The 6,727-nt window shown below is 52.4% G+C and carries 6 protein-coding genes and 1 pseudogene; all 7 read right to left on the bottom strand.

All coding sequences use genetic code 11. The features are described 5' to 3' along the window. Positions 1 to 91 precede the first annotated feature (91 nt). A pseudogene (gene tnpB / locus NKH13_RS33635) lies at positions 92 to 208 on the bottom strand (IS66 family insertion sequence element accessory protein TnpB); the annotation flags it as partial. Beyond that, positions 205 to 585, bottom strand: coding sequence for an IS66-like element accessory protein TnpA (gene tnpA / locus NKH13_RS33630; RefSeq protein ID WP_352800600.1), 381 nt, complete (start codon positions 583 to 585; stop codon positions 205 to 207). The pseudogene tnpB and the gene tnpA, both read right to left, overlap by 4 nt. Before the next feature lie 599 nt (positions 586 to 1,184). Further along, complete coding sequence (locus NKH13_RS33625) at positions 1,185 to 2,138, bottom strand: UDP-glucuronic acid decarboxylase family protein (protein WP_352690586.1); 954 nt, start codon at positions 2,136 to 2,138, stop codon at positions 1,185 to 1,187. Between the two features lie 40 nt (positions 2,139 to 2,178). Continuing rightward, the gene (locus NKH13_RS33620; RefSeq protein ID WP_352917144.1) at positions 2,179 to 2,997 is read right to left on the bottom strand and encodes a glycosyltransferase family 2 protein; all 819 of its coding nucleotides are present in this window, start codon (positions 2,995 to 2,997) and stop codon (positions 2,179 to 2,181) included. A gap of 544 nt (positions 2,998 to 3,541) precedes the next feature. Then, positions 3,542 to 4,702: a glycosyltransferase gene (locus tag NKH13_RS33615; RefSeq protein WP_352917142.1), complete on the bottom strand. Its 1,161-nt coding sequence runs from the start codon at positions 4,700 to 4,702 to the stop codon at positions 3,542 to 3,544. Beyond that, on the bottom strand, positions 4,699 to 5,928 hold the full coding sequence (locus NKH13_RS33610; RefSeq protein ID WP_352917140.1) for a glycosyltransferase family 4 protein: 1,230 nt from the start codon (positions 5,926 to 5,928) through the stop codon (positions 4,699 to 4,701). Before NKH13_RS33610 ends, NKH13_RS33615 begins: the two co-directional genes overlap by 4 nt. Then, entirely contained in the window at positions 5,883 to 6,719 is an 837-nt protein-coding gene (locus NKH13_RS33605) for a glycosyltransferase family 2 protein (RefSeq protein ID WP_502914606.1), read from the bottom strand. Before NKH13_RS33605 ends, NKH13_RS33610 begins: the two co-directional genes overlap by 46 nt. Positions 6,720 to 6,727 lie beyond the last annotated feature (8 nt).

Genomic DNA, 6,727 nt, shown 5'->3' with positions numbered 1-6,727 from the left:
CATGAAATATTATGTGGCGGAGGCAAGCTGGGTTTGGCCGACCCGAAAGGGGTCAGGGCGGCTCCGCCACATAATCTCGCCCGACGCATAAGAACGGATCGGCCCCCATCGTCTCTCGCACCAGCGCCGCCAATCCCTCCGCACCCTTGCGGAAGTCGACCGGCTTCGTCGCCACCAAGACCTTGACCGCACCCGTCGGCCCGATCACGACGTCGCCTTCAGCGCGCGGATCACTGCGGCCACCGTCTTGGTATCGGCGCCCCGGCCGACGCGCATCGCGATGCCGTCGATCTCAAGCTCGATCATGCCCGCATCCCGGGTGGCTTGCCGTTTCCGCTGCTTCGCTGGACGCTTGGCTACAGGTTCCGGCGCCGTCACAACCGCCGGCACAAAGGCAGGAGAATCTTGCTGCACCGAAGCGACCTGTTTGCGCGCTTCGCGGCGCCAGGCGAAGACCTGCTGCGGCCTAAGGCCATACCGACGGGCGACCTCGGAAATGATTGCGTTCGGCTCCAGCGTCTCCGCGATGATCCGCGCCTTGTCATCCACCGACCAATGACGCCGACCGCCGGCACCGTTGATCACCTCGAAACGCCGAAGCTGCCGCTCCGGGTCAAGCGTAAGGTCAAGTCCAGACACAAGCCGATCTCCGATCCCAATACAGGATCGGCAACCTCACAGATCGCGACCACTCCCGAAAGGTGGTCCCACAACAGCGCTTACAAAGCTATCCCGGTTCACGTCCTTGTAATCGGGTCCCGTGGCTGGGCACGGCGCAGTCTGTGGCAGCATTGTCCACAGAGCGATCATCCGGGTGGCATCAGAGATCAACGGCACGGCAGCAAAGTCACTCCAGTCGGCCTTCGCACGAAGAGTCGCCCCAGGCAATCCGACTTGCCGTGGCAGGACGACCCCATGCCGTTTCTAGCAATTCCTTTGACAGCGCGCTCCCGCTAACGGTAAGGGCCAATTGCCTCCTCGATCGCTCGCCCGCGCACGCCGCGACAACGCTTCGCCGACGCGACGGTCGCCCACGCCCTCTTCCTCATATTTTGACATGATACGCAACTCGCCTCCCAGAGAACCACTCATCGCAAGCTTTCGTTCGCTGGTGACCACACCAGATAGTTTATCTGCCTAATACACACTGGCAGCGCCCGTACGCCCTGTCGTGGGGCATTATGTTATATAGCCGCCCTAAAGTATTCAATCGTTCGAAGGAGCCCTTCTTCCAGGTTCACTTTTGGCTCCCAACCAAGAAGCTCTTTAGCCTTGGTTATGTCAGGCTGCCGCTGCCGGGGATCGTCTTGAGGAAGAGGCATCCTGACAATCGGAACTGACGATTCTGTCATAGCCAGCGTTCGTTCGGCCAGCTCCCTGATAGTAAATTCTGTCGGATTTCCGATATTAATGGGTCCGGCGACCGAAGGGGCTGTTCCCATGAGTCGTATCAACCCGTCAACTAAGTCATCAACATAACAGAAAGAACGGCTCTGATCTCCATCCCCATAAAGTGTGATAGGACGGCCGGTAAGCGCTTGAACTATAAAATTCGAAACCACCCGGCCATCTGCCAAATGCATTCGTGGACCATACGTATTGAATATTCTCGCTACTTTGATTTCAAGACCTAGCTGTCTATGATAGTCGAAGAAAAGCGTCTCGGCGCACCGCTTGCCCTCATCGTAACACGATCGCGGTCCGATCGGATTTACATGTCCCCAGTACTCTTCCGTTTGCGGATGAACGGCCGGGTCGCCGTACACTTCACTAGTTGAAGCCTGGAGTATCTTGCAACGAAGCCGCTTAGCCAGACCGAGCATATTGATTGCGCCATGTACCGATGTTTTTGTCGTCTGTATCGGATCATGTTGATAGTGAACGGGCGACGCCGGGCAGGCAAGATTATAGATCTCATCTACCTCGACATAAAGCGGGAGTGTCACGTCGTGTCGCAGAAATTCAAACCGAGGATTGCTATGTAGATGATCGATATTCTTCTTGGTCCCGGTGAACAGGTTATCGACGCACAGTACCTCGTGCCCCTCGTCAATTAGTCGATCAATAAGGTGCGAGCCAACGAACCCAGCCCCACCGGTAACAAGAATTCGCTTACGACTGCCATATGTCCTCGTCATACTGCGTTCCCTTACGCTCTTAAATTGGCCAGTATATCAGCTAACGCTTCAACTTATCCTCAGCCATTAAGTTTCTAATCATAAAAAAATACCACGTTTTGTAGAACGCATAAGAGAATCCTGGGAAACCGTCGAGGATTCCCAGCTTCACAAAATAGGTGTAGGTGAAATAGAACCACGGGTACCACCATTTTCCTAGGTTTTTGTACTTAAATTTCTGCCTTTCAGTCAGATGATTGGTGTCCTTCGACCAGTCGATACTCATGCATCTTTTGACCTCCCATTTGGCATAGTCCTGGTGTCGGTCAATAAACTTCTCGATCCCGCGGAAATCTCGATGGTCGATTTTTGATTTTATTTCGCCGGCCTTGCGATCCAAGATTGGGTGCTCGTGCACCTCCATGTCAAGATTGCTCCACCGGTGCTCATCGATTCGCTCGTAGTAAGCTGAGCCCACACGGAATAACGCAAGTTTCTTCTGCGGGACACCAAATCGCAAGGGCCTCTCGAGGAAATAGTTAGTAAAATTTAGCCAAAATCCCTCTACCTCAGTATTCGCCAGAGCCCGAGAGAGTTCATCACAAAATTCGCCCGAAACAACTTCATCCGCGTCCAAAAACAAGACCCATGGCGTCTTAAACTCGTAGTTTAAAAGCATCCAATTTCTTTTCTTTGGATAATTTCCGTTCCAAGAGAAACTTATAAATTCAACGCTATGCTTGTCCACAATTTCTTTTGTGGAGTCCGTGCTACCAGAATCGACTACAACCACCTTTTCAAATCTTTTAAGTCCTGCCAAGCATTTACCAATATTCAATTCCTCATTTTTTACAGGAATAACTACTGTGACGGGGATCAAGTGACTACGGTCTTTCAACGATGGCCAACCATTTTTGCAGGGTTTCCAGCTACGATTGAGTTTTCGCCAACGTCCTTCATCACGACAGCCCTAGCACCAGCTATTGCGCCAGCGCCTACTGTCACGCCAGGGCCAATGAACGCATCAGCGCAAATCCAAGCCCCTGGCCCAACAACAATGGGACGCTTTTCCAGCGGCATGCGCGGGTCACGGTATGAATGTGTTCCCGCGCATAGGTGAGCAAGTTGTGATATAACAGCGCCCTCACAGACTTGAATGGGACCCAACGCATATAAGATGGCCTTATCTCCTATGGCTACCCCTCTTTCCAAATGTATATTCCACGGCATTGTTATCTCGACGCTCGGATACACATGCACCTGATCCTCTATTGTTGCCCCAAAAAGCCGTAGAAGCATGCGCCGCCATGCCCAAAATGGCCTCGGACTCAGCGCGAACAATGGGTAGGCGAAAGTCCACAGCATCCGTGCAGCTTGCTCACGCTTGCTCCACTTGACCATACGGCGGTTCTCTTCAAAGTCGACTATTCGAACACTCGGATCCATTTTGGCACATCTTTCCGACCACCGATTAACCAGCGATAAGACTCTGTCATTCGACTCGTAATGGAATCCCATGAAAAGTCCTGCAACATCCATTCTCTGCCCCGTAGACCCATTGCAATGCGTTCATTCGGAGAAATCGACATTGCCGCTCGGAGGCATGACGCGAGCGGTTCAGCACCATGGTCGATCCACCAGCCGCAACGTTTCGTTTCCAGCATTTGCCACGGCGCACCTTTAGAAGAAATTACAGGTGTACCGGCCGCAAGACTTTCGGCGACCGTCATGCCAAAATTCTCGCTGAGCGTCGGCAAAGCGAAGAGTTCGGCTCGTGCGAGCAACTCTCGTTTCCGCTCTCCATAAACCGCGTCGTGAACTTGGACGTTAGCCAACGACAAGTTGGCGGCGAGCCGTCTTAGTTCGTCTGCGTGCCCACCTTCGCTCGGCCCCAAAATGAGTAAGTTCCACTCCGGAAAATCTGCTTCGATCGCCGACCAAGCTCGAACAAGACGGTCTAGACCCTTCTTAGGATGGACACGGCCAAGCGAGATTACAATTTTTTCCTTCGGCTGAGCGGCCGGGTCATTTTCCAGCACGTCAATTCCGTTAGGTACAATTGCGACCGCTCCGGTTAAGCCGAAGGCGCGAATGTCATCGTATTCTTGCTCGCTCGTAGCATGAAAGAGATCAACTGACGACAAGGCGCGGTTCTGGACTAGTGCGCCGAATGCTTTTTTACGCACCGCCGAAAACCGGAGGGCAGCAGGCGAAAGCATTCCGCGTGGAGCAAATACGAGCTTCGCGCCCGTGTTATTCTTCACCCGCGCACCGTATACATTTGGCATCAGCCAAAGGCCATGATTGTGTATAATGTCTGGCCTGCCCAGCTTTAGAGCCCTCAACATCGAACCGGAGAATGCCATCCTTCGCAAAACTGGATAGGCGGCAAAATCGGATTCAAAGCGACGGTGTAAGAATCCGTCCCGGAGATATGCGGCCTTCTTACCTATTGAGTAGACAGAAACATCATCGTTCTGAGCGGCTTGCCTGGCAGCCAACGCCGGCACCGAATAAGATGGCCCAGACGCTTCTGCCTCAATCGAGGCAATGGTGTGGACGATCCGGAGCGGAAGACCGGTCAAACTGTATGCTCTTGTAGCAACTGTTGGCCTGGCTTCGGTGGCAAACTCCAAGGGGGTATCGGGCGTGTTAAGCTAACGACGGATCCAGCCTGGATGTAATCAAGTACTTCCACCAAATACGCCGCAGCCGCGTGCGGGGTGATGGATCGCTGAAAGGCGCAAACCTTATCCACAAGCTCGGCTTCATTTGAAAGCCTTGCCAGACTCCGTGTAAGGGCATCGGCGAGAGACGCAGATGATCCGGCCCGGAACAACTCACCTGCACCGCTTACCTCAACCAGTTCTTTTGCACCCACGCCATCACTGACGACGACCGGTAGACCCGACAGAAGAGCCTCATTTACTCGGATACCCCATGGCTCTTCAAGACCCGGAGCCACAAGAATATTTGCCCAATCAAACAATTCCTTCAGTTTGTCATTACTGACCACACCCACAAATTTTACGTTTTCTTGCAAACCAAGGCGGTCGTTCATCTTCACAAGATAAGATTCCGATGAACCGAACCCGGTTATAACACACTCAAACGGTATTTTATTGTGTTTTAGTATCGCTAAGGCGGATAGAAGACAGTCCTGCCCCTTAAACGGCTCTAAATAACCGATGCACAGAACACGCAGATCAAAGCTGGGACCGGGCTTCCTGGTTATTGCTGGAAAATCGGGAAAGTATCCGTATCGAAAGATACGATCTCTCGAGAAACCTAAGCGCTCGAAATCACGTTGACGGTCACCCGATGCAGACAGAACAAACCTAGCTTTTTTGGCAACAGAACGAGTACGAAACGGCGTCACTATTGGGCCGACAAACTTTTTTATGATGCGCCCCAAACCAGTCCGAAGATTTGCTGGCGCTTCCATGATGACGCCAAATTCTCGGTTCTTTTCTGCCAGCCGGTGCGAGACATAACGAACACGTTCATCATGATATATACCGTTTACAATATGAAGCCCGGCACGATCATCAATCAGCGCTTTAGCCTCAGAAATCCAACTTGCGCCAAGCACTTGGAATGACAATTTACCAAAGTCAGGTATATCCCACCCTAGCTTTTTGCGGTGAGCTGGCAAGTCGTTCAAAGCTACAAAAAGGATATCGACGTCTAGTTGCTCTGCTAGAGATTTGAAAACCGGTATGGCACTTTTGCAGGGAATTCCCCACCAAACCGTCAATTTTCGCCTCATCCCATTTTCTCCAAAAGCAACGGCAAAGGCTTTCCCTGCCAATGCCAGCTATCGACCAACGATCGAACGTATCCAGGTGCAGCCGCTTTGAGCGCCAGTCGTAGCGGAGCCACGAAAGCGTCCGATCGAACCTTGCACCTCATTTGAATCTGCTCGATATGTTCCCTCTCTCTCCCTTTCGCGGCTTCAATCCGTAACTGCTTAGGATCGTCGGGATCAGAAAACATGTGCCCTGACATTTTAGCGTTCTCGTGCAGGCGAAGTGCCCAGGTGTATCGCGGCAGACGAACAAAGCGCGAACCGCAAAGCGCGAAACGCCACCACAATTCGGTGTCCATCATATAATGCAATTTCCGATTAATCCCACCGACGCGCTCGTAAAGGTTGCGGCAAAAAAACGCTGATGGGCCGCACGCTGACAACATCCCAAGCTGAACAGCCAACCTTGACCACCCTTCGCCTCTCCGACAACGGAGCACGAAACCATCGGCATCTATCCACACAAGGTTTCCGAATGCCCATTCGCAGCCAGGCTGCGAAAGAAAAGTGCGAGCAACGCTGGATAATGCGCCAGGAAGAAGGATGTCATCCGAACTCAGCCAGGTAAAAATATCACCGGTCGCCTTCGAAAAGCCCTTGGCCAGGGCATCGCTCTGGCCGTCATCCTTGCCGCTTTCAAACACCGCGATTCGGTCACGGTATTGAGCGACGATGGCCATCGTCTCATCTGTCGACCCACCGTCCATTACAATAACTTCTTTGTCGACATAGTCCTGCCTGAAAATGGAAAGAAGAGCTTCTTCGATAAAGCGCCCCTGATTTAATGTTGGCATTATAATTG

The sequence above is a fragment of the Mesorhizobium sp. M1348 genome (assembly GCF_040317925.1).
Classification (GTDB): domain Bacteria; phylum Pseudomonadota; class Alphaproteobacteria; order Rhizobiales; family Rhizobiaceae; genus Mesorhizobium.
Note: the sequence above shows the minus strand (reverse complement) of the source record. Positions and strands in the feature narration are given on the sequence as shown.

Coding starts and splice junctions, on each gene's coding strand:
- NKH13_RS33625 (WP_352690586.1), bottom strand. CDS start 2,138: ATGACGAGGACATATGGCAGTCGTAAGCGAATTCTTGTTACCGGTGGG.
- NKH13_RS33605 (WP_502914606.1), bottom strand. CDS start 6,719: ATGCCAACATTAAATCAGGGGCGCTTTATCGAAGAAGCTCTTCTTTCC.